We start from the raw sequence: 22,634 nt of genomic DNA, 5'->3' as shown, positions 1-22,634 counted from the left end.
CGCGGCCGCCGCCGCGGCCCCCCCAGAAGCCGCCATCGCGCTGACTGACGCGCCCGCACCGCTGAGTGCCGCCGCAACCGCACAAACAAACGCGGCGGCCCTGCCGCAGACGCCTCCAGCCAGCCAGCCCAGCCCCGAGGCGCAGCCCGTTTCCGCACCGCTGGCGCAGACCGCGCTGCCCGCCCGGCAAACGCCCGCGGCCCTCCCGGACCCGCCCCGCATCAAGGCCGCGCTGGCGTTCCAGGGCGGCAGCGGCGGCATCGACCCGGTCTCCCTCGCCGCTTTTCAGTCCTTCATGCAGCCCGGCGATGCCGTGGCCGGTGGCGATCCCTTGCGCGACGGCATCTCCGGCATCCTCGCCGCTGTCCCCTGCTCCCGCCTGCAAGCCGCGTTTGTTCCTGAAACCGCCACGCTGGAGCTGCGCGGCCACTTGCCCGAGGACGGGCTGCGCAGCCCCATTCTGGCCGCGCTGCAAGCGCAGATGGGCGCCGATATCACCGTCTCCGACCAGATGCGCCTCTTGCCCCGCCCGCAATGCGGCGCGCTGGCGGGGATCTCCCGCGTCGGCCTGCCGCAAAGCACCGACCAGATCACCAACCCGCTGCTGGTCGGCGCGGACGCCCATGCCCGGGTGCTCGACTATTCCGGCGGCGAGCGGCTGTTCTTCGACCTCACCGCCCCGGACTATCCGGCTTATGTGTATGTGGACTATTTCGACGCCGGCGGCGCGGTGCTGCACCTCAGTCCCAACGATCTGGCGCCGCTGGCAGAAGCCGCCCCTGAAAGCGCCCTGCGCGTGGGCGCCAAGGGTCCGGGAGACGCCGGCCTGCACATCACCGTCGGCCCGCCCTACGGCCAGGAAATCGCCGTCGCCTTCGCCGCCTCGCACCCGCTGTATGAAGGCACCCGCCCGCTCAGCGAACCTGCCGCGCCCTACCTGGATTTCCTGCGCGCCCAGGTGGCAGCGGCCCGCATCCAACACCCTGATTTCAAAGGCGAATGGGTCTATTTCCTGATCACAACCCACGCCCCCTGACACCGTCCGGACGCGGGGGCCTCCCGCGCCCGCAGGCCCGCGGCTGACGCCGCCAGGCCTTGGCGGCCTTGGGTCCGGCGCTGCGCTGACGCGCCGCGCGCCACCCCTCAAGGGCGGACGAAGGCGGCATAGACTTTGGCATCTGCCCTAAGTGCCACTCAGCAACGACGCCCTAAAAGCCATTCAGCGAATGCGCTGCCTTTCCGAAGGTTCGCCCCGCGCTGTGCGCAGCACAGCGCCACGCCCAACCGGGACGGTGCATTTTCAAATGCGCCTGCACGGGCGGGAGCCCTCCCCTGCCCTGCTGGATCAAAGCCCGCAAACCTTACTGGCAGCCGCCCGCGGCCCAGCTCTTCAGCGCCTGTTTCAGCGCCCCGCCAAACGGATGCTGCTTGCCAAGCGAGCGCTGCATGTTGAGGCTCAGGTACGTGTTTCCTTGCGTGCACAGCCGCTCCCGCGTCCATTGATGGCAGCTGCTGCAGGACTGGTCCTTCCAATAGCTTTCCGGCAGCCCGTCGACCGGCGGGAAGGACGGCGAGCGGGTCACCGCCTCGGCCAGTGTCAGGCCGGAGATCGCCGCCGCATCAGTATCCAGCGGGCTGGCAAAGGTGATCGGCCCGGTTTCCACCAGCGCCACCGCTGCAGGCGCGTCCTCAGCCGCTGCTGGCGGGGCCTCCGTGCCTGCCTGCGGGTCCTGGCCTGCCCCGGCGGCCAGCGCCGCAACCTCGGCGGCGGCCATTTCAACAAACCGGCCCTCAGGGTAGGCCATCAGATAGGCCTCATAGGCCGCCTTGCTGCCATCGCCCTGCGCCGCCTGGAACATCGCCGTCTCGGCATCCGCAGCAGCGGGCGCAGGCGCAGGCTCCGCCGGAGCGGCCGGTGCGGCCGCAACCGCAGCGCCTGTGCCGCCGTGCAGCTCCTCTTCCATCAGGCTGGCCAGCAGCGCCCGCGCCTCATCCGCATATTTGCCGCTGCCGTAGCCGCGCAGGAACAGCATGATCTGCATCGTGTCGCGCGACGCCTTGACCGAACGCCAGATCTGCGCCTCTTCGATTTCCGCGGCGCTCATCACCGCCTCCGGCTCTGCCGCGGCAAAGGTGAAGTCACTCACCAGCGAGGACGTGTCCCAGGGCGTCTGGCCGCCGCCGCTCTGCTCCAGCACCGCCCGGCGCACCTGTTTGAACACCTGCTCCACCGGCGCCCCGGGCACCACGATCTCGCGCGCCAGCGCCTCGGTGAACGGGCTGTTCTCCCCCTCGCCGTCCAGCGCCACCTCCCCCGGTGCCGTGGCATAGGCCAGGAAGGTCCCGGTCGGCGCCTTCATCTCCGCCAGGCCGCTTTCGTTCAGATCCGCCACCGCCTTAAACGGGTTGTTGCGGCAGGCATCCAGGATCACGATATTGGTGCGGTTGCGGGCCGAGGCCATCTGCCGCAAGACCGACTGCGCCTCCACCGCCATCAGGTCCAGATCGGCGGCATCCGACAGCGCCACATCGACCGGCAGCAGGTAGTTGCTGCCAAAGCTCTGCACCCCGTGGCCGGCATAGTAGAACAGGCCGGTCGCATCCTGCCCTGCCCCGCGCAGCTTGCGTCCGAACCGGGCGATGGCGCGCTTCATCTCAAGCTGCGGCGCATCCACCGCCAGGGTGACGTCAAAGCCCAGCCGCTCCAGCGTCTCAGCCATCAGCCGGGCATCGCGCCCCGGGTTGTCCAGCGGCTGCACCGACCCGTAGGCCGAATTGCCGATCACCAGCGCCAGCCGCTCCTCCGCCCAGGCGGCCCTGGCAAGGCCCAGCACCGCGGCGGCCAGAACCGCCAGCCGGATCCACATCCCGAAAATTCGCACGCACCTGCTCCACTTCCTTGCCCCGGTTACCGTGCCCGGGGCAGCTTCCCAATTATTAAGGGTATTTCGTTACCAAACTATCGCGTCCCTTGCACCCGGCAGCAACCCTGCTGTTAGACTGCAGGGACATCTTCCGTCCCTGCCCGCGGGCCGGGACTCCACGTCCGCCAACCCGAATGGATCGCGCATGCTCCGCTTAACCCTTTCAATATTAACGGTTTTTCTCCTAATCCTCCGTCCAGCTCTGGCCTCAGGCCCGTTTGAGCACGGCTGGCAGCTCAACGCGGAATCCTCCGCCATCCGCTTCATATCCATTAAAAAAGGCAGCATTGCGGAATCGAGCCGCTTCGCCGCCTTCTCCGGCAGCATCTCCGAACAGGGCGACGCCGAAATCCGCATCGCGCTGGATTCCGTCGACACGTCCATCGACCTGCGCAACGTGCGGATGCGGTTCCTGTTCTTTGAAACCTTCACCTACCCCGAGGCCACCATTACCGCCCGCATCGGCCCGGACCAGATCGCCGACCTTTCTGCAGTGCAGCGGAAACAGATCGAGCTGCCGGTCACCCTGTCGCTGCACGGGATCGAGGCGCAGCTGATGGTGCCGGTGGCGGTAACGCTGCTGGGCAACGACCGCGTTGCCGTGGCCACCGTGCAGCCGGTCATCCTCAAACTGGAGGACTTCGCGCTGAACCCCGGACGCGAAAAGCTGGAGGAAGCCGCGGGCGTCACCATCACCCCCGTGGGCCTGGTCAGCCTGGACCTGATGTTTGACCGCACCGCGCCCGGCACCGCTTCTGTCCCCGCGGGGACAGTGACCGCAGGCGCCGCCGCCGCGCTGGAGGCCAGCGGCGATTTCAGCCGCGAGGCCTGCACCGGACGGTTCGAAATTCTGTCGCAGGGCCGCAGCGTCAACTTCGCTCCCTCCACCGCCCGGCTCGACGCCAGCTCCCGCGACTTCCTCGACAGCCTGTCGGACATCATCCGCCGCTGCCCGGGCATGATTGTCGAGGTCGGCGGCCACACCGACAGCCAGGGCAAATCAGCCTGGAACATGCAGCTGAGCGAGAAACGCGCGGCGGCGGTCAACAGCTATCTGCTAACCACCGGCATCCCGGCAGAGCGCCTGGTGGCCGTCGGCTATGGCGAGACCACGCCGCTGGTGCCCAACAACACCGCGCAGAACCGGGCCAAGAACCGGCGGATCGAATTCAAGGTGCTGAACTGACCGGGCGCTGACCCGGGCCAGCGCCGCCATGTCCCCGCGGGGACAGCCTCTGAAAACACCCAAGGCCCGGCCCCTTCCGCCGGGCCTTTTCTTTTGCCTGCCCCGGTTCCGTCAGGAAAATCTTTGCCTGTCCCCGCGGGGACACCTCCGGGTTCAGGCGTTACACAGCGGTCAACCGAGCCGCCCGGCGGGTGAGCGCCAAAGCGCTGGAGGGGCTGTTCCGTCCGCTGCCGCCGCAAGCTGCGCCGCCTGTCCCCGCGGGGACAGGCGCACATTTTGGTGACGCGGCGCCTGGTTTCATCTTGCTGTCCCCGCGGGGACAGGTGGCGCCCGCGGCCCTGAAACGCATGAAAATCAGCGGGCCTTGGCGCCTGCGCGCCGGTTTGTCCCCGCGGGGACAGCAGCGCGAAATGCCATCGAAATCCCCTGATCAGACCCTGCCCCGCGGGCTGCGGCGGGCCATGCCGCCCGGGCTGTCCCCGCGGGGACAGCGCGCGGAAACCTCCCGCAACTGCGGATGCGGATAGGAAAAGGGCCCGGCATTTCTGCCGGGCCCCGGTTGTTTTCGTCACCTGTCCCCGCGGGGACAAACCGCTCAGGACGGGTCTTCCAGCGCCGCAAAGAAGGCTGCAATGGCATCTTCCAGCTTGTGCCGGTCGATCTCCGAGAAGTCGCGCTCCATTGCCATTTCGATCTTGCCGTCGCGCGCCTGACAGCGGACTGTCCCCGCGGGGACAGTGCAGCGCAGGGTGGTCTTGGCGACGCCGGCGCGCGGCGCAGCGGGGGTGCGGGGGGCGTTCTTGCGCTTGCCCTCGGCAAAGCTGCGCAACACCTCCAGCTCCGCCTCTTCGTTCTGCGGCTTCACCCGCGCCAGCGCGTCGCGCAGCACCTGGGCGTTCATCGCATCGGCCTCCAGCCGTTTCTTCAGGTCCAGCCCCAAGGCCCGCGGGATGGCCTCCGGGTGTTTCAGGACATCCCCCACGGCCTTCAGCACCTGGGCAAAATGGCGGATGTAGATCCGCTTCTGCCGGCCCGCTGAGGCGTAGAGGTCGTTCACCGCATCCTCGATGGTCTCCGCGCCGGTGCCGGTATCCTCGGCATAGCGCAGCGCCAGCTGCGCCATTTCGGCAAAGGAGATGTCGCGGCGCACCAGGTTCTCGTCCACCATCCGGCGGTAAAGGCTCTGCAGACTGTCGCCCTTGGCCACCAAACCCGCGGGGATATGGCTGTAGATGTCGTCGCCCGTTTCACTGAGCAGTTCCAGATAGGCCCGCATCCGGCGGTAGCCCTGGATCAGCTCATAGGTGCCGTCCTCGTTTTCCTCGACCCGGATCGGGTTCGACAGGCCAATGGATTTGATGGAGGCCTTCAGCTCATCCAGCTCCGGATCGCGCCCTTCCTTGCGGTCGCGGACCAGCTTCTGCATGCCGATCCGGCCAATCGGAATCCGGTCGACCACCAGGCCCAGCTTCTTCAGCCGCACGAACTCATGCGCGAGCCGGTCGTTCTCAGCGCGGATCTTCATTTCCGCCTCGGCACGGGTGCGCAACGCATCGGCGTTCTCGGAGATCGCGGTGGCCATCGGCCCGCGGCGCGATTCAGACGGTTTGCGCATCCGCTGGTCCGGCTTCTGGACGGCGGTCTCCGCGGGGACGGATTTTGGTTCAGAGGGGGTGTTCGGTTCAGTCGGGAAGTCGATGTCGAAGACTCTGCGTTTGCTCATGCCTCATCCTCCAGATTTTCCCAGGCTTCCAGCGCGTAGGCCTTGAATTCATCGTAGGCCTGATCAAACGACGCCCGCGCACGGCGCCAGGTTTCGCGTGTCATTTCCCGGTAATCGATTTCGTAGATGGAACTCAGGAAGCGGCCCGATTGCTCGACTGCGCGTGTCATCTCGATCGGGTGCTCGGTCATTCTGCCCTCGAACACCTTCATAAATGCCGAACGCATCGCACGGTGCAAATCGTTACCGCTTTCGTAACGGGTGAGGAGAAAGCGGACGTCCTGGAAAACCTTTGGCAGGGCAAATGTCCCCGCGGGGACAACGCCGTTAAACGCCGACAGGTCCTCCAGCGCCTCAGAGAGCTGGCCGATGAAGGAGGTGGTGGAGTCATATTCCCAGTAGCCGGGGCCGGAGGGGATATAGAGCATGTCGGCAGCAAAGACCGCGTTCATCGACTGGTAGCCGATGGCGGGCGGGCAGTCGAAGATCATCAGGTCGTAGTCTTCCGCGGGCAGCTGGTCGAGGTAGCGGGAGACCGCGGCGAAGAACGACCATTCCGGGTTCAGGTGGCGGTACTGGGCGGAGGCGAATTCCACAAAGGCCGCGTTGGCGCACGACGGGATGATGTCGATGGTCGGCCAGCTGGTCGGCTTGACGAAATCGCTGACCCGCAGGTCCTGCAGCCCCATGCCGGTGATCGCGTCGGGCAGCTGGCGCTGGGGCAGGGCGGTGCCGGACTCGGCGCCTTGCGATACCGCGTTCATCCGTTCCGTCTCGCGCACCAGGTCGCGGGCCATGATGCCCCAGACGGTGTAATCCTCGGTGACGTCGCTGAGGCCCATGGAGTGCGACAGGGTGGCCTGCGGGTCGAAGTCGACGCACAGCACCCGGTAGCCGTCCAGCGCTGCGGCATGGGCGAAGTGCAGGGCAACGGTGGATTTGCCGGCGCCGCCCTTGAAGTTGGAGATCGCCACCCGCAGCGCCCGTTTGCCCGCGGGGCGCTTGGGCAGCAGGGATTTGCGGTTGATCTTGATGCGGCGGCGCAGCTCATTGATCTCCTCCAGCGAATACCAGCGCTGGCGGCCGTCCTCCTCGACATGGCCCTGGGGCAGCGAGGGGTCGGTGGCGAGCCGTCCCCGCAGGGTCGACTGGTTGACGCGGAAGATCAGCTCCGCCACCTCCCAGGAGGAGAACCGGCGCAGGGTCTTTTCCATTTCGGGGGAGAAGGTCTGCTGGCGGATCCAGCTTTGCATCTTGAGAGATTGGGCCTGCATCTTGGACAGGTCTTCGTGCGTAAACATCGCTGCTCCTTAGCCTCACACGGTGTTGTTTTTAACAGCGCCCATTTTTTGCGGACGCTAATTCAGCCTCAATATCCATTTACGCCGAATTTGCAAAAAACGCAAAAGCTAATATGGTTGGAAAGAGCGTCCTGTCCCCGCGGGGACACATTTGCAAAAGGCCCAGCAGCACAAGGGCCTGGGCGATTCGGAAGGCCCCGGCCAAACGATTCGTTTCATTGGGTTTTTCTGGGGTTCTGACGCCAGATTTAGGGGGACACCCCAGGCCGGAACACTGCAGATTGGGGGACATTTCTGCCAGAATAGGGGACACTCAAGATGTCCCCCCATACCATTGATACCAATTTTTCTTTCGAAAAAGGGATTGGGTCTGAATTCAATTCCCGCCGGCGCTTGACAGAATCGGAATTCCGGACGCAAATCGGGTACAACAAACGAATAGCGTTGAGTTCGGAGCCAAACCGGCCAGCGTAATTCCCGGCAAACCATCCGGGAGCACTTGAGGCAGCACATCCCGGCCCAGGAGGGCAGGGGGGAGAAACGGGGGCAGCAATGCTTGCCAAACGGCCTGCGGGGCGCAACGCCTCTGCGCTGAAATATGACATCCTCACGGCGATGGGGGCTTATGCGCTTGGCCAGGGCAAGGGGGCGCAGAAGCTGGTTCTGCGTTTCATGACACTGATGACCGCGCGCTACAACTGGCAGCGCGATGAGCTGGCCGTCGGGCAGCGGGAGATCGCCCGGCTGTGGGATGTCGATGAACGCACGGTGAAGCGCGAGATGGCCAAGCTGCGCGGCATGGGCTGGCTGGTGGTGAAACGCCAGGGCGCACGCGGGCGGGTGACGGAATACGGGATTGATCTGGAGCGGCTGCTGGCCGACACCGAGGAGCGCTGGGGCGCGGTCGGACCGGACTTCGAGCACCGGATGCAAGGGGCGGACGAGCCGGCACCGAATGTGGTGCCCCTGCGCCCCGGCGCGGTGCCGCCTGCGCCGGATGTGTCGGACGGCAGCGAATGGAGCCTGGCCAAGGCAGTGCTGCATGCGGAGGATCCCGCCAACTATGCCTCCTGGGTGCAGGGGCTGGAGCGCGCGGGCCGGGCAGGGGGCAGGCTGGTGCTGAAGGCGCCGAGCCGGTTCCATGCGAATTACGTGATGTCGCATCTGATGCCGCGCTTGCTGGCCGCCTGCCGCGATGTGGATGGCGAAGTCTCCGCCATTGTTGTGGAGGCGTGAGGCCGAAACTTGGCCCATATGGTTGAACCCCTTGGGGGCAGGGGCTTATGTGGGCGGGCAGGGGCCTGGAACAATCGGCCCGCCGGAACAAGGAGCAGCCCGGAATGAACGGCGCGCAGGACAGGATCTGTATCATCGGCCTTGGCTATGTGGGGCTGCCGCTGGCGGCGGCCTTCGGGCAGCACCGCGAGGTCATCGGGTTCGACATTGATCCGGGCCGCATCGCGGAGCTGCGCCGGGGCGAGGACCGCACCCGAGAGCTGGAGCCGCAGGACTTGGCTGCTGCGGAGTTTCTGAAGTTCACGTCGGACCCGGCAGAGATTGCGGAGTGCTCCATCTACATCGTCACCGTGCCGACGCCGGTGGACGCCAGCCACCGGCCCGATCTGCGCCCGCTGCTGGCGGCGTCGGCCATTGTTGGCGGGGTGCTCAAAGCCGGCGATCTGGTGATCTATGAATCTACCGTCTATCCCGGCGCCACCGAGGAAGACTGCGTGCCGGTGCTGGAGGCGCGGTCGGGTTTGAAATTCAACGCGGATTTCTTTGCCGGTTACAGCCCGGAGCGGATCAACCCCGGCGACAAGCAGCGGCGGCTGAAGGATGTGGTGAAGGTCACCTCCGGCTCCACGCCCGAGGTGGCGGAGCGGGTGGATGCGCTCTACCGCGAGGTGGTGGCGGCGGGCACCCACAAGGCCGCCAGCATCCGGGTGGCGGAGGCCGCGAAGGTGATCGAGAACAGCCAGCGGGACATCAACATCGCGCTGGTGAATGAGCTGGCCAAGATCTTCAACAAGATGGGGATCGACACCCAGGCGGTTCTCGAAGCCGCTGGGACAAAATGGAATTTCCTGCCGTTCCGCCCCGGTCTGGTGGGCGGGCACTGCATCGGGGTGGACCCTTACTACCTCACGCACAAGGCGGAGCAGCTGGGCTACCACCCGGAGATCCTGCTGGCCGGACGCCGTCTGAATGACGGCATGGGCGCCTATGTGGCCGGTGAGATGGTCAAGGCAATGCTGAAACGCGGCCTGCCGGTGGCGGGCGCACGGGTGCTGGTAATGGGGCTGACGTTCAAGGAGAACTGCCCGGACCTGCGCAACACGCGGGTGATCGACGTGGTGCGGGAACTGCAGCAGTACGGGGCTGTGGTGGACGTGCATGATCCCCATGCCGACCCGCAGGAGGCGCAGGAGGAATATGGCATATCGCTGATGGCTGAGCCGGGGCAGGGGGCCTATGCGGGGATTGTGCTGGCGGTGGCGCATTCCGAGTTCCGCGACATGGGTGCGGCAGCGATCCGCGCCTTGGGGTCCGAGGGCGCGCTGGTCTATGACCTGAAATACGTGCTGGCGCCGGAAGAGGCAGATTTGCGGCTCTAACCCGGGCGGAACCTCCCTTTGAGACCCGAATTGCTGTAGCCTTGGCGCATCGGCAAGGAGGTCTGTGATGAGTGACGTTCTGGAAGGCCGCTGCCTGTGCGGCGCTGTGAAGATCCGTGTTGAAGGCTCGCATGATCCGCGCGCCGGGGCCTGCCATTGCCGCATGTGCCAGCGCTGGAGCGGCGGGCTGTTCTTATGTTTCGAGGCTGATGCTGAAGCGGTCACAGTCGAGGGGCCGGTCTCGCGCTATCAATCATCTGCCTTTGCGGAGCGGGCGTTTTGCAGCACATGCGGGTCGCATCTGTGGATGCGGGACGTGGATGAGGACGGCGCGCCCTATGATCTGATGCCGGGGCTGTTTGATGCCGCGCTGGCGTGGCCGCTCAGGTCGGAGATCTACGCCGACCGGGCGATGGCATCGGTGCGGCTGGAGGGCGATCACAAGCGGGCTACCCGGGATGAATGGGAGGCGCAGAACCCGTTTATTGACGGTGACGTCTGAGGGGAGTGATCAGCCGCCGACCCGTGGCAGTTTCGGGCCGCTCCAATAGGCGCCGCTGTCCTGGCGCAGGGCGTCGTAGGCCTCGATCCGCCGCCGGGCGTCTTCGCCGCCGGCGTCGATCAAATGGGTGAGCAGGCATTCCAGCACCGCCATTGCGCCGCCGATAGCCCCGAAGGGATGCAGCGAGTTGGCAGCGACAGCCAGCACGTGATCGGTGCGGATGCCGGGGGCGATCACCTCGCTGTCGGAGATCAGGATCACCGATGCGCCGCGCTCCCCCGCCAGCCGCAGCGCCTGGATGGTGCCGGCGGAGTAGGGGGCGAAGGTGATGGCGATCAGGCAGTCCTCGGGGCCAATGTCGAGAAGGTCATCCAGCGCCGCCCCCATGTGGCGGGGGACGAGGTCCAGTGAGGGCAAGGCCATGCGGCCGACGTAGTGGAAATAGTAGGCCAGCGCGTAGGATGACCGGGTGGCGGTGACATAGCTGCGGCGGGCGGTGGTGAGGGTGCCGACGATGGCTTGCGTCCGCTCGGCCGTCATCAGCCGCAGCGAGCGGGAGGTGATGTTGAGCTGGTTGCGCGCCGCCGCCGCCTGCAGCGCGCCTGCGGGGCCTGCGCCGGCCATGCGCTCCAGCCAGTCCTGGCCAAGGTCTGCCTCATGCGCGGTGGTGAGGGCGGCGCGGAAGGGGGCGCGGAAGGCCTCGAACGTGTCATAGCCCAGGTGCTGGGCGAGGCGGACAAAGCCGTTGGCGCTGATGCCGGTCCTTTGGGCCGAGGTGCGCACGGTGTCGAGGCCGAAGTCGCCGGGGTTGTCGATCACGTATTTCGCCGCCGCCTTCAGCTTGGGCGGAAGCTGCTCCATCTGGTCCTCCAGATGCTGGATCAGCCGGGCGGTTTTCCGGGGGTCGAGATGCGGGTCCATGCGCCATATCAGAGCAGATGTGCGGAAAATGGCAAGGCCGGAACGGATGTTACTCCGAGAGGAACGCCATCAGGTCCCGGCGCGCGTGCAGGATGCGGAGGATCTCGGGGCGGCTCTGCTCCAGCCGGTAGATCACCAGATGCGCGCCTGAGGGGTGGATGCGGACCGGCGGGGTGAACTCAGTCCGTTCGCGGGCCATTTCGGGGAAGTCCGCCAGCAGGTCGAACAGGGCAAACAGGCTGTCGGCATAGGCGTCGGCCTGCGCCGCGCCCCAGGTGTCCCGGCCATAGCGCCAGATGGCGGCAAGGTCGGCGCAGGCGGCGGGGCGGATCCGCCAGCGCGGCTCAGCCATTGCGGCGCATGGCGGCCTTGAAATCTTCGGCGGTCAGCGGTTCCGCCGGGCCGCTGGCGAGGCCTGCATCAATGGCGGTTTGCAGTTCGGCAATGGCGGCGGTGCGGGCCTGGTCGCGGCGGATCAGGTCGCGGACATAGTCGCTGGAATTGGCATAGGTGCCGGTGCGGGCCTGTTCCTCGACCCAGTCTTTCATCTGGTCCGGCAGAGATACATTCATGGTGGCCATGGGCGGGTTCCTTTCGCTGTAACAGGATATGGCAATCTTTGCCAAGCTTACAAGAGGTGAGGCGGAAAGGGCAGCGCCCGGGCCTGGGAGGGCTATAAGATTAAAAAAGCCCCCGCTGCCGTGTGGTGCGGGGGCTTTTGCTTTCGGTGCTGCCGTCGTCAGGCGGAGGCGGCCTTCAGGCCCTTTTCCTCCAGCGGCTGGATGGAGCCGTCTTCGCTGACGGTCACCTGTTCGCCGTGGCTCAGGCTGTCGAGACCCTTGCAGGCGACCAGCATCAGGACGTCCTTTTCGCGGGCGACGATGGCCATATGGCTGAGCCAGCCGCCGACCTCGGACAGCACCGCGCCGGAGCGCTGGACGTATGGCAGCCAGGCCGGGTTGACCATCCGGCAGACCAGGATGTCGCCGTCCTGGAAGTCTGCAAACGCCGCGGGGTCGATGCAGCTGTCGTCTTCCATCCAGAACACCCGGGCGGTGGCGCTGCCGCTGCCCGCAACGCAGGTGCCGCCCATGGTGCCGTCACCGGCCTGGGCCTGGGCACCGAGCGACAAAAGCTCGCAGTCGCGCAGGGTGAGGGAGACCGCGGTGGGAGCGGATTTCTTGCGCAGCTCCTCCTTGGCGGCGCGCGCCTCTGCCAGTTCGCGCAGCCGTGCGGGGGCGGTCCAGTTGCCGGACAGCACCTCGTCGAAGGTGAGGCTGAACACCAGATCTCCCAGCCCGCTGATCTGCCCCAGCGCCAAGAGGGCGCGGCGCAGTTCGGCGACGACGCGCAGGGCCTCGTGCTTGGCCTGCTCCTTCAGGTCTTGATAGGCGATGGCGATGCCGATTGTATCGTCCAGCTCATCCGGCAGGTTGGCCGGAACCGGGACGGACCCGATCGGCTCCACCGTGTTGCTGAGCAGCGATTCCAGCAGCGCCGGCGCCTCTCTGTAGCGGGGCGAGGACAGCTCATAGTCGAAGATCGAGCGGTGCCCCATCAGCTGCGTGGCGCGGGCCTGGGCATCCCTGCCGGTGCAGGAGGCCAGCAGGCTGGAAGGCGCGTTGGGCAGTTCCGCGTGCATCAGGTGCGCGCGCAGGGCCGGATCGCCAGCCGCTGCCGTGCCGGCCTCGCCCATGGTGAAGCCTGCCAGGATGTTGATCTTCTCGGCCTCCAAATAGACCTCGCGGATGAACATGTCCTTGAGGGTGGAGATCGCCTCCAAGAGCTTGTCCTGGGGCAGGGCGGCGTAATCCACCGCCTGCCAAATCGCCAGCTTGTTCTTCAGCTCCGGCATCACCTCGCCGCGGAAGCGGGTGATCATCGGATGCGCCTGCTTGCGCAGCTGCTTGGCCTTGGCGGCGGTGAGCTTGAGCGTCATGCCCTGTTTCAGCGCCACATCGACGTAGGTCTTGCCGAACAGGTTGACCAGATGGCCGTCGCGCCCCTCAGGCAGGCCATACGGCACGCCCAGCTCGCGGCAGGCGAGATCAACGCTGCCGCCCGGCGCCCACAGCTCGCTCATCAGCGAGAAGGAGAGCGGGGTGGGGCGGGGCAGGACCTCTGACATCTCGTCCTGTTCCAGGATGGTCTGGTCCGGGTCGGCAGCGGCATAGCGGTCCAGCAGATCGCGCCATTCGGCCAGGCGGGTCTGTTCCTGCTCGGTGCCCAAGGACAGCGTGGTGATGTCGCGGCTCTGGACGATCTGGAACTGGCCGTTTGCATAGGCCCATTCCACGTCCTGCGGGCAGCCGAAGGTCTCCTCGATCTGACGCCCAAGGGCCAGCAGCGGTGCCATGTCCAGGGTCTGGTCCTGATCTTCCGCCGCGGGCAGGCCGGTGTAGCGGCCAAAGCGCAGGCTGGTCGGGGTGACGCGGCCGGACACCAGGTCCTCGCCGCAGCCCTCGACCCATTCGATCATGCACATGCCGGGGGCCATCGGGTCCTGGGTGAAAAGGACGCCGGCGTATTCCGCCTGCACCATTTCCTGCACCACGATGTTGCCCTGATCGGTGCTGTCGCCCTCGCCGGAGTAGCTGGCGGCACGCTCGGACGAGAAGCTGGTCACCACTTCGTCCAGCGCGGCGCGCATGGTGTCTGCGGTCACGTCGAGCACGGATTCAAAGACGCCTGCGAAGCTTTGATCGTGGCCGTCCTCGTTGCTGGCGGAGGAGCGCACGGCAACCGGCTTGCCGCCTGCAAGGGCAAAGACCCTGGCGGCAAAGGCGTCTTTTTTCGCGTCCGTCATTTCGCGGTAGTCGTGGATTGCGTCGGAGCGCACGATCACGCCGCCGGGCACCGGCAGGCCGGCGTTGCGCAGGATCGACAGGCGCAGGGCCTTGTTGCCGGCGTGCTCCAGCTCCTCGGTGTAGCCCATCGGGATCACGCCGCGCGGCAGCTTGGCAAGGCGGCGCTTGTGGGCGCGCAGCGACAGCGCTTCAGCCAGCTTGCGGTGCATGCCGGTGACATAGGCGCGCTGCACCAGCAGGAGCGTCAGGCTGAAGCAGAGATAGGCATTGGCGGCCGCGGTCAGGCTGAACACCATGGCGAACAGCGAAGGCATGCCCAGAACCATCCACAGGAGTTTCTGGCGCGGGGTCTTGGCCACGGCCCACAGCAGGTAGACGGCGGCGAGCGCACAGAACAGCACCGGCAGGATGAACAGCGGATCGGGCGCACCAAGGTCAGCCATCCACAGGAACGGGGTTTGCAGCGAGGCGCTGGCCTCTTGCGCGGCGGAGACGCCCAGCATCATCACCGGCAGGAACAGCAGCGCGGTGAGGTTCTTCATCGGGGTCAGGCCCTTGTCCTTATAGAACGCCTGCACCGCGCGCGCCTTGCGCACCGGGTCATGGGCCAGTTTCGCCTTCAGCGCCTTCATCTCATCCGCGGTCTCGTTGGTGATGATCTGATCGCGTTCGGATTTCAGCGCCACCGGCAGCACCAGGATGCGGGTCACGATCGACAACGCCAAAAGGCCCAGCAGGATATGGCTGCGCTCATGCACCCACAGCAGCGCGGCGGCCAGCGCCGAGATCGCCTTGTCCCAGAGGCCGGTCTGCTGGTCGGCCAGCCACGCCTGCACATGCGGCTTTGGCTTGGGTGCGACAAAATATTCCCACGGCAGGGTATAGCGGCCGCGGAAGTCGATGCCCTGCTGCGACAGCTCCAGCCCCAGCACCTGGCTCATGAAGCAGCTGCGGCGGTCATAGCAGGCGGCGATGGTGGGTTTGCCGGGGTCCAGTTCCGCGATGCGGTCCATCAGCTCGGCGGTCGTCATCTTGCGGATCGGGATGTTGACGGCGCCGGGCAGGTGGCCGGATTCAAAGTCGCCGGGATAGCGGGTGTCGACGATCTGCAGATCCTCGGTGGTCAGCAGGTTGGTGAAATCATCGGTGCTGAGCAGCACGTCCTTGCCCGGGTAGTCCGGGATTGCCCGCAGGTCGGAGAGGGTTTTCACATCCTTGTCGGAGAACGCGCGCCCCTCGACGATCCATTTCTCGATGCCGCCGGCGATGAAGCTGCAGTCGATGCCCATCGCCGCCAGCTTGGCGCAGGTTTCCGAGGAGCGGTTGCCGTTGTGGCAGAACAGAACGACCTTCTGGCCCGGCTTGACCGGCTGGCTCTGGACGAAGTCCGGGAAACGGATGTGGGTGGCGCCGGGCAGGGTGCCCATGGCGTTCTCGCCGGTTTCGCGGATGTCGTAGAACAGGGTGGAGCCGTCTTCCAGCGCCGCCGCGGCATCGGCGGTGCTCATCGCCAGCGGATGGTCCTCCTGCTTGGTGAAGCTGGTCTCCTTGAGCGCGGCATCCTTGATGGTGGTGCCGTCAAACTGCGCCGGCCGGGTCAGGGTGGCCTGCAGTCTTGCCAGTTCTTGCTGCGCATGCGAGGAATACTGCCAATAGTTACCAGCCGCCAGCGCAATGGCCGCGAGAACGAGCACAGAAATCAGCTTGACCGGGTACCGCCGCGGAGATCCGCCCGGTTTGGGGGTAAAACCAAGTTTTGCCGCAACGACAGCGCCGAGGCCGGAAATCATGGCAATTCCAACCGCCAGCACCTGCGACAGCGAAGACACCGAGCCGATCACCAGCTCCGGCGAAGGGATGGCCAGGGCCGCGACCGGGACTGCTGAAAAAAGTGCCGTCAGCACAGTGATTTGCACTGAGCGGTGGCGGGACCCTGAGGTTCTTTGGGGCAAGGTGGTATTCTTCACGGCGTTTCCTGTTGAGCCAGTTCTAGCGGGCATTCTGAATTGTGGCGAATTTGCCTAAAAGATTACGAAAATCTTACTGAACCGTTAATATAGAGGGCGGAGAATAAAAGAACCGCAAAATTTTTCCAAGAATTGGAGGCGCGTTAACATTGTATTCTTAACCATGTGGCATGTAACGAGGGTGGAAAGGCCCGCCCGCTGTGCCAGCCGATGTCAGTCAGGAGGCTAAAGCCGTGAAGTTGTTTGAGTGGACTATTGGTATCATTAAGCTTTTCCTGAGGCCGCTGCGGGCGGCGGCACCGGCCGCTGTCCTGTCCGCGTGCCTTGCAGCGTTTGTTCCGGCGCCAGGCCAGGCCGGGATTGAGCTGGTTTTTGGTACCTATGCGGCGGATAAACCTACTGCAACGGTTAAAAAGTACCAGCCGTTTCTCTCCTTCCTGGCCGGACGCATGAGCGAAGAGCTGGGCGAGCCGGTGTCGATCCGGCTGAAGGTCGCCAAGGAATACGGCGAGGGGATCCGCCAGCTGGCCAGCGGCGAGGTGGATTTCGCCCGCTTCGGCCCGGCGTCTTACGTGCATGTGATGAAGGAAAACCCGGGCATCCGGATTGTCGCGATGGAATCCAAGAACGGCCGCAAGCGGTTCAAGGGGGTGATCGTGGTGCACAAGGACAGCAGCGTGCAGGCGATGGAGGATCTGGCCGGTCTCAGCTTTGCCTTCGGGGATGAACTGTCGACCATCGGCCGCTATCTGGCGCAGGAATACCTGCTGAACGCCGGTATCAGCAGCGCCGATCTCTATGAGTTTGCCTATCTCGGGCGCCATGACCTGGTCGGGGAGGCGGTGGGCGCGGGCCGGTATTCCGCAGGCGCCCTGAAGGAGAGCACTTATAAGAAGCTGGTCGCCAAGGGCGTGCCGATCCGGGTGCTGGCCTCGTTTGACAATGTCACCAAGCCCTGGCTGGCGTCGTCGCAGATGCCGGAAAACGTGCTGGAGGCCATGCGCAAGGTCATGCTGTCCTCGGAGAACGAGGAGATCGTGCGCCGGATTTCGAAGAACGGGTTCCTGCTGGGGGCCGATCAGGATTATGACATTATCCGCCGGGCAATGGAGCGCAGCCTGGCATTTTAAAGGCGCCGCATTGAAGTCATGAAACGAACGGGCATCCTCTTTCAGATCGTACTGTCGCTGCTGCTGGCCGCCTCCGCGGTCGGCTTTGCGGTTGGCAATCTGGCGCAGCGCCAGGAGGTGCAGCGGCTGGAGCAGCAGCTGACCGAGCAGGCGGACCTGACGGTCTCGCTGCTGAGCGGGCTGATGCTGGAAGCGATCATCGTGGAGGATGTGCCGGTGCTGGAAACCGGCCTGTACGAGGCGGTGGCGCGCAAGCCGCAGATTGTGTCGATCCAGATCCGCAACCCGTCGGGCAAGCTGCTGGCCTCGGCACAGGCGCCCGAAGCGCTGCAGGACGACGGCCATGTGATCTACGAACGGCCGATTGAGCTGGAGGGGGCCTCCTTCGGCACCATGCTGGTGAAGTGGTCGACGCGCGACGGCCAGGCGCTGGTGCGCGAGAAGGTGCGCCAGATCATCATCTGGACGGTGGTGCCGGTGCTGGCGCTGTCGCTGCTGGTTTTGCTGCTGGTGCATGTGCTGGCGCTGCGCCCGCTGCAGATGATTCACAAGCGGATGTCGGATGCGATTGCCGGCCTGCGCAGCCCGCTGCGGCCGCTGCCCTGGTACGCCTCGCGGGAGTTCCGGGCGCTGGACTTCTCGGTCGGGGTGCTGGAGGAAACCTTTGCCGAACGCGATGAGCGCGAGTTTGCGATGGAGCAGGCCCGCGAGGCCGCGGATATCGCCAACCGCGCCAAGTCGGAATTCCTCGCCAACATGAGCCACGAGATCCGCACCCCGATGAACGGGGTGATTGGCATGGCGGAGCTGCTGCAGGAAACCCGGCTGGACGACGACCAGCGGATGTATGCGGAGACCATCGGCAAATCCGGCTCGGCGCTGCTGACGATCATCAACGACATCCTCAACTTCTCCAAGATCGAGGCCGGCAAGCTGGAGCTCAGCTGCGCGCCGTTCAATCTGCAGACGGCGGTCGAGGATGTGGTGACCCTGCTGTCGCCCAAGGCGGCGGAAAAGGGGGTGGAGGTCACCATGCGCTATGACCCCGCCCTGCCGGAACTGTTCGAGGGCGATGCCGGGCGGATCCGCCAGGTGATCACCAATATCGCAGGCAATGCCGTGAAGTTCACCAGCCAGGGCTATGTCTTTATCGAAGTGACCGGCTGCGCGCAGCCCGGCGGCGGCCTGCTGGTCAGGCTGCAGGTGACCGATACCGGGATCGGCATCGCGCAGGACCGGATCGGCCGGATCTTCCGTGCCTTTGAGCAGGCCGACAATGCGGCCACCCGCAATTTCGAAGGCACCGGCCTGGGGCTGGCGATCTCGGCGCGGCTGCTGGAGCTGATGGGCGGCTCGGTGGAGGTGCAGTCGCAGACGGGCAAAGGCTCTGTGTTCACGATCCAGATCCCGCTGCGGGCCTCTGACAAGACCGTGCCGGGACAGGGCAGCGGCGGGCGCAGCTTTGCCGGGCTCAGCGCGCTGCTGGTCGATGACCTGGAACTGAACCGGGTGATCCTGTCGGAACGGCTCAGCACTTGGGGCGTGGCCTGCACGCAGGCGGCTTCGGCGCATGAGGGGCTGGAAATCCTGTCGGATGCGCAGCTGGACGGGCGGCGGTTCGATGTTATTCTGCTGGATTACCAGATGCCTGCGATGGACGGGCATGAGCTGGCGGCCAGGATCCGGGCGATGCCCGGCTTTGAAACCGTGCCGCTGATCATCCTGTCCTCGGTCGACAATGCCCTGTGCCGGGCCGATTGCGATGCCCTTGGCGCCTGCGAGTTTGCGCTGAAGCCGGTGCGGGCGGTGCAGCTGCGCCAGGTGATGAGCCGGCTGTTGAGCAGGCCGGTGCAGAAACCGGCGGACGCCGCCGGGGCGCCGGCCGGGCTGCAGCCGGAGGGGCGGCTGCTGAAAGTGCTGCTGGCAGAGGACAACCGCACCAACCAGATGGTGGTGACCAAAATGCTGAAGGACGCGCCGCTGGTGATCAGCATCGCCGGCAACGGCGCCGAAGCGGTTGCCCGCTTCCGGGCCGAACGTCCCGATATCGTGCTGATGGACATGATGATGCCGGAAATGGACGGGATCGAAGCCACCGCCGAAATGCGCCGCATCGAGGCCGAGACCGGCCGCGGCAAATGCCCGATCGTGGCGCTCACCGCCAATGCGCTGCAGACCCACCGGGAAAAATGCCTGCAGGCGGGGATGGACGACTTCCTGAGCAAGCCGATCAACAAGAAGGCGCTGACCGAGGCGATCGGCAAATGGGCGGGCAGCCCGGATCTGCAGAAAACCGGCAGCTGAGTCCGCCGCGGCGGGCCGCCAGGCCAGGCTGACGGCGCTGGCCGCGGCAGGCTCAGCCGCGGCGGCGGTGCAGCAGCAGCCCGGTCAGGCTGGAGGCGGCAAACAGCGCCGCGGCCAGGCAGACAATGCTGGGTCCGGCCGGGGTATCCAGCGCGAAGGCCAGCTGCAAACCGCCGGTGGCCGACAGCATCCCCAGCAGCGCGGCAATGGCGGCCATCCGCTCCGGCGTGGCGGCAAAGGGGCGGGCGGCGGCAGCCGGGATCAGCAGCATCGCCGCGATCAGCAGCACGCCCACCACCTTGATCGCCACGGCAACCACCAGCGCCAGCGCAATGGTCAGCACCATCTGCTCGCGCCGGGGATCAATGCCGGCGGCATGGGCCAGGTCCGGGTTCAGCGTTGCGGTCAGCAAGGCAGACCAGCGCCACCACAACAGCGCCAGCACCAGCGCCGCGCCGCCCCAGATCACCGCCAGATCGGCGCGGCCCACGGCGAGGATGTCGCCGAACAGATAGGCCATCAGGTCGATCCGCACGCCCTGCAGGAAAGAAACGGCAACCAGGCCGAAGGCGAGCGAGGAATGCGCCAGCACCCCCAGGAGCGTGTCCATCGCATAGCCGCGCCCGGCCAGCGCCGACACGGTGGTGGCCATCGCCAACGCGGTGGCCAGAACGCCGGCAAAGACCGAGACGTCAAAGCTGAGCGCCAGCGCCACCCCCAGGATCGAGGCATGGGCGGTGGCATCGCCGAAATAGGCCATCCGGCGCCAGACCACGAAACAGCCCAGGGGCGCGGCGGCCAGCGCCACGCCGATGCCGGCCAGCGCGGCGCGGATCAGGAAATCGTCGAGAAAGGTCATTCTGCGGCCTCGTGAGGGTGGTCGTGCCCGTTCCCGTGGGCGCAGTCGTGGTCGTGGCTGTGGTTGTGCTCATGCCGGTAGAGCGCCAGCGCGCCCTGGGTGCCGGTGCCGAACAACGCCCGGTATTCCGGGGCGGAGGCGACATGCTCCGGCGCGCCTTCGCAGCAGACATGGCCGTTCAGGCAGATCACCCGGTCAGAGGCCGCCATCACCACATGCAGCTCGTGGCTGACCATCAGCACCGCGCAGCCCAGCTCCTGGCGGACCTTCTCGATGCGCTGGTAAAAGGCGGCGGAGCCGGGCTGGTCGAGGCCTTGGGTGGCTTCGTCCAGGATCAGCAGTTGCGGATTGCACAGAAGCGCGCGGGCCAGCAGCACCCGCTGGAACTGGCCGCCGGAGAGGCCCGACATCTGCCGCGCCGCCAGATCGCCGGCCCCGGCCTGCTCCAGCGCCTCGGCGGCGCGGGCGTCGGACACCCGCTGCGGCAGGCTGAGGAAGCGGCGCACCGTCAGCGGCAGGGTAGGGTCGATGTGCAGTTTCTGCGGCACATAGCCGATGCGCAGCCCCGGCGCCCGGGTGACAGTGCCGCGCGCAGGTTTTTGCGCGCCGATCACGCTGCGCAGCAGGGTGGACTTGCCGGAACCATTGGGGCCGACCACGGTGACGATTTCGCCCGGTTCGATGGTCAGGCTGACGCCGGACAGGACCGTATTGCCGCCGTGCCGGACCGACAGGTTGTTCAGGGCGATCAGGCTCATGCGGCGGCGGCTTTCTGGCATTTGGGGCACAGGCCCTCAGCCTCGATTACCGCGCGTTCGATCACGAAACCGGCGTCGCGGGCGGCCTGGCCCAGCTGGCCCTGGGTGGGTTCGCGCTGTGCCTCCGCCACGGCGTCGCAGGCGCGGCAGATCAGGAAAACCGGTGCGTGGGTCTCGCCCGGGTGGGAGCAGGCGATGAAGGCGTTGAGCCGCTCGATCTTGTGGGCGAAGCCGTTTTTCACCAGGAAATCCAAGGCGCGGTAGGCCACCGGCGGCTGCGAGCCGAGGCCCTCTTCGCGCAGGCGGTCGAGAATTTCATAGGCCCCCAGCGCGCGGTGCTCTTGCAGCAGGATTTCCAGCACCCGGCGGCGCACGGGGGTGAATTGCAGCCCCTCTGCCCGGCAGTGGGCGTCCACTGCCGCGATGCAGTCCTGAATGCAGCTGCTGTGGTCGTGCGGCTCAAAACCGATGGAGTCCATTTGGCGGGTCCTTTGAGGGGCGGGTGATTTGTCTCTTGATATGTTATGTTATGACGTTTATCAACTGCGTGATGTTATAAGATTACATGGGGCTTGATATGCGGAACTCTAGCGTGTGGAAAAGCGGTGCGGCGGTGGCGGTGGCCGTGCTGGCCGGGGCAGGCGGGGCCTGGGCCGGGGTGCCGAAGGTGGCGGCGGATATCACCCCTGTGCACGGGCTGGTGGCGCGGGTGATGCAGGGGCTGGGCGCGCCGGCCCTGGTGGTGCCGCCGGGGGCGTCGCCGCATGGCTATGCGATGCGCCCGTCCGAGGCGCAGGCGCTGGACCAGGCGGATCTGGTGTTCTGGATGGGCGAGGCGCTGACCCCCTGGCTGGAAGGCCCGCTGGAGGAGCTGGCGGGCGATGCGCACCGGGTGGAGCTGCTGGCGGCGGAAGGCACCGAAGTGCTGGCGTTCCGCGAAGGGGCCCGGTTTGAGGCGCATGGGCATGACGAGGATCATGGCGATCATGAGGATCACGATGATCACGGTGATCACGCAGGCCATGAGAATCATGCAGACCATGACAGCCGCGAGGACGATGGCGATCACGCGGATGCGCACGGGCACAGCCATGCGGGCGCCGATCCGCACGCCTGGCTGCTGCCGGCCAATGCACAGGCCTGGCTGGACGTGATCGCAGCAGAGCTGGCAGAGCACGACCCGGACAATGCCGCAGCCTACAAAGCCAATGCAGAGGCCGGCAAGCAGGAGATTGCGGACGCTGCCGCCAGTATCTCGGCGTCGCTGGAACCGTTCCGGGCCAAGCAGTTCATCGTCTTCCACGACGCCTATCAGTATTTCGAGCGCGGTTTCGGCCTGAACGCGGCCGGTGCGATTTCACTGGGGGATGCGGTCAAGCCGAGCCCGGCGCGGATTGCCGAAGTGGGCGGCGTTGTGGCCGATCTCAAAGTGTCCTGCGTGTTCTCGGAGCCGCAGTTCAATCCGGGCGTGGTCGCCACCGTGCTGGACGGCACCGGAGCAGGCACCGCGCTGCTGGATCCGCTGGGCGCCAAACTGGAGCCGGGGCCGCAGTTTTACCCCGCGCTTCTGCGGGATATCGGCAGCGCGATTGCCGGGTGCGAATGAGTGAAGGGCGGGCCGGGGCGGCCCGTCTTTT

Annotated in this window: 18 protein-coding genes; 8 read left to right on the top strand and 10 right to left on the bottom strand. The window is 66.1% G+C overall.

Features of this window, described 5'->3' with window-relative positions; translation table 11 throughout:
- A partial coding sequence (locus B2P87_RS13070; protein WP_286852666.1) for a DUF4384 domain-containing protein occupies positions 1–1,036 on the top strand: 1,036 nt, incomplete at its 5' end.
- A 325-nt stretch (positions 1,037–1,361) separates the two neighbouring features.
- Here B2P87_RS13070 and B2P87_RS13065 read toward each other — a convergent pair.
- Positions 1,362–2,882 carry a caspase family protein gene (locus B2P87_RS13065; RefSeq protein WP_333869310.1) on the bottom strand — a complete coding sequence of 507 codons (1,521 nt, stop codon included), beginning with the start codon at positions 2,880–2,882 and terminating at the stop codon, positions 1,362–1,364.
- 187 nt (positions 2,883–3,069) lie between these two features.
- Between B2P87_RS13065 and B2P87_RS13060 the strand changes: the two genes are divergently transcribed.
- Positions 3,070–4,110 (top strand): OmpA family protein, encoded by a 1,041-nt coding sequence (locus tag B2P87_RS13060; RefSeq protein WP_141892203.1) that lies wholly within the window; start codon positions 3,070–3,072, stop codon positions 4,108–4,110.
- Positions 4,111–4,705: 595 nt separating this feature from the next.
- Here the strand turns inward: B2P87_RS13060 and B2P87_RS13055 are convergent.
- Together B2P87_RS13055 and B2P87_RS13050 are read right to left on the bottom strand one after the other, a co-directional pair.
- Positions 4,706–5,833: a ParB/RepB/Spo0J family partition protein gene (locus tag B2P87_RS13055; protein WP_141892204.1), complete on the bottom strand. Its 1,128-nt coding sequence runs from the start codon at positions 5,831–5,833 to the stop codon at positions 4,706–4,708.
- Positions 5,830–7,134 (bottom strand): AAA family ATPase, encoded by a 1,305-nt coding sequence (locus B2P87_RS13050; RefSeq protein ID WP_058284692.1) that lies wholly within the window; start codon positions 7,132–7,134, stop codon positions 5,830–5,832. Before B2P87_RS13050 ends, B2P87_RS13055 begins: the two co-directional genes overlap by 4 nt.
- A 552-nt stretch (positions 7,135–7,686) precedes the next feature.
- Between B2P87_RS13050 and B2P87_RS13045 the strand changes: the two genes are divergently transcribed.
- The 3 genes from B2P87_RS13045 to B2P87_RS13035 all read left to right on the top strand — a co-directional run bounded on the left by B2P87_RS13045 (position 7,687) and on the right by B2P87_RS13035 (position 10,251).
- Positions 7,687–8,370 (top strand): DnaA N-terminal domain-containing protein, encoded by a 684-nt coding sequence (locus tag B2P87_RS13045; RefSeq protein WP_141892205.1) that lies wholly within the window; start codon positions 7,687–7,689, stop codon positions 8,368–8,370.
- A 104-nt stretch (positions 8,371–8,474) separates the two neighbouring features.
- The gene (gene tviB / locus B2P87_RS13040) at positions 8,475–9,749 is read left to right on the top strand and encodes a Vi polysaccharide biosynthesis UDP-N-acetylglucosamine C-6 dehydrogenase TviB (RefSeq protein WP_141892206.1); all 1,275 of its coding nucleotides are present in this window, start codon (positions 8,475–8,477) and stop codon (positions 9,747–9,749) included.
- Positions 9,750–9,816: 67 nt separating this feature from the next.
- Positions 9,817–10,251 carry a GFA family protein gene (locus tag B2P87_RS13035; RefSeq protein WP_208764547.1) on the top strand — a complete coding sequence of 145 codons (435 nt, stop codon included), beginning with the start codon at positions 9,817–9,819 and terminating at the stop codon, positions 10,249–10,251.
- A gap of 9 nt (positions 10,252–10,260) precedes the next feature.
- Here the strand turns inward: B2P87_RS13035 and B2P87_RS13030 are convergent, their stop codons facing one another.
- From B2P87_RS13030 to B2P87_RS13015, 4 genes are all read right to left on the bottom strand, one after another.
- The gene (locus tag B2P87_RS13030) at positions 10,261–11,172 is read right to left on the bottom strand and encodes a MurR/RpiR family transcriptional regulator (protein ID WP_141892208.1); all 912 of its coding nucleotides are present in this window, start codon (positions 11,170–11,172) and stop codon (positions 10,261–10,263) included.
- A gap of 49 nt (positions 11,173–11,221) precedes the next feature.
- On the bottom strand, positions 11,222–11,524 hold the full coding sequence (locus tag B2P87_RS13025) for a type II toxin-antitoxin system RelE/ParE family toxin (protein WP_141892209.1): 303 nt from the start codon (positions 11,522–11,524) through the stop codon (positions 11,222–11,224).
- Positions 11,517–11,753: a type II toxin-antitoxin system ParD family antitoxin gene (locus tag B2P87_RS13020; protein WP_141892210.1), complete on the bottom strand. Its 237-nt coding sequence runs from the start codon at positions 11,751–11,753 to the stop codon at positions 11,517–11,519. The genes B2P87_RS13025 and B2P87_RS13020 overlap by 8 nt, the downstream gene beginning before the upstream one ends.
- Positions 11,754–11,911: 158 nt before the next feature.
- Positions 11,912–15,979, bottom strand: coding sequence for a PEP/pyruvate-binding domain-containing protein (locus tag B2P87_RS13015; protein ID WP_414671960.1), 4,068 nt, complete (start codon positions 15,977–15,979; stop codon positions 11,912–11,914).
- A gap of 200 nt (positions 15,980–16,179) precedes the next feature.
- Between B2P87_RS13015 and B2P87_RS13010 the strand changes: the two genes are divergently transcribed.
- Together B2P87_RS13010 and B2P87_RS13005 are read left to right on the top strand one after the other, a co-directional pair.
- Positions 16,180–17,076 (top strand): PhnD/SsuA/transferrin family substrate-binding protein, encoded by an 897-nt coding sequence (locus B2P87_RS13010; RefSeq protein WP_141892211.1) that lies wholly within the window; start codon positions 16,180–16,182, stop codon positions 17,074–17,076.
- A gap of 18 nt (positions 17,077–17,094) precedes the next feature.
- Positions 17,095–19,380, top strand: a complete 2,286-nt coding sequence (locus tag B2P87_RS13005; RefSeq protein ID WP_141892212.1) for a response regulator — start codon at positions 17,095–17,097, stop codon at positions 19,378–19,380.
- Positions 19,381–19,432: 52 nt separating this feature from the next.
- On the opposite strand, the gene B2P87_RS13000 is transcribed toward B2P87_RS13005, so the two are convergent.
- From B2P87_RS13000 to B2P87_RS12990, 3 genes are read right to left on the bottom strand one after another with little or no spacing between them, the layout of a single operon-like run.
- Complete coding sequence (locus B2P87_RS13000; RefSeq protein WP_141892213.1) at positions 19,433–20,239, bottom strand: metal ABC transporter permease; 807 nt, start codon at positions 20,237–20,239, stop codon at positions 19,433–19,435.
- On the bottom strand, positions 20,236–20,997 hold the full coding sequence (locus B2P87_RS12995) for a metal ABC transporter ATP-binding protein (RefSeq protein WP_058284703.1): 762 nt from the start codon (positions 20,995–20,997) through the stop codon (positions 20,236–20,238). The genes B2P87_RS13000 and B2P87_RS12995 overlap by 4 nt, the downstream gene beginning before the upstream one ends.
- Complete coding sequence (locus B2P87_RS12990; protein WP_008558390.1) at positions 20,994–21,476, bottom strand: Fur family transcriptional regulator; 483 nt, start codon at positions 21,474–21,476, stop codon at positions 20,994–20,996. Before B2P87_RS12990 ends, B2P87_RS12995 begins: the two co-directional genes overlap by 4 nt.
- 98 nt (positions 21,477–21,574) lie before the next feature.
- On the opposite strand from B2P87_RS12990, the gene B2P87_RS12985 reads away from it, so the two are divergent.
- Positions 21,575–22,603: a zinc ABC transporter substrate-binding protein gene (locus B2P87_RS12985; protein WP_244940842.1), complete on the top strand. Its 1,029-nt coding sequence runs from the start codon at positions 21,575–21,577 to the stop codon at positions 22,601–22,603.
- The last annotated feature ends 31 nt before the right edge of the window (positions 22,604–22,634 follow it).

The sequence above is a fragment of the Leisingera sp. UBA4491 genome (assembly GCF_002388965.1).
GTDB classification, from domain to species: Bacteria; Pseudomonadota; Alphaproteobacteria; order Rhodobacterales; family Rhodobacteraceae; genus Leisingera; species Leisingera aquaemixtae.
This window is presented reverse-complemented; position numbering and strand designations above follow the sequence as displayed.